The sequence below is a fragment of the Streptococcus mitis genome, from assembly GCF_946190275.1.
Lineage (GTDB): Bacteria > Bacillota > Bacilli > Lactobacillales > Streptococcaceae > Streptococcus > Streptococcus mitis_DC.
This window is the reverse complement of record NZ_CAMHZQ010000129.1, coordinates 1-203: the sequence shown is the minus strand read 5'-3', so window position 1 is coordinate 203 and position 203 is coordinate 1. Positions and strand designations below refer to the sequence as shown.

General features: G+C 56.2%; 1 protein-coding gene. It reads left to right on the top strand.

Annotation, left to right across the window (positions count from 1 at the left end; translation table 11 throughout):
- Positions 1–203 (top strand): hypothetical protein (locus N8M20_RS10490; RefSeq protein WP_419991758.1); only part of this gene is annotated, 203 nt, incomplete at both ends.

Below are 203 nucleotides of genomic sequence, written 5' to 3'. Positions count from 1 at the left end.
GTAGACGCTACGGCGCTAGTCGATGCTGACGTAGACGCTACCGCGCTTGTTGACGCTGACGTAGAGGCTACCGCGCTAGTTGACGCTGAGGTAGAAGCTACCGCGCTAGTACTTGCTGAGGTAGAAGCTACGGCACTTGTGCTTGCTGAGGTAGACGCTACTGCACTTGTTGACGCTGAGGTAGACGCTACTGCACTTGTGCT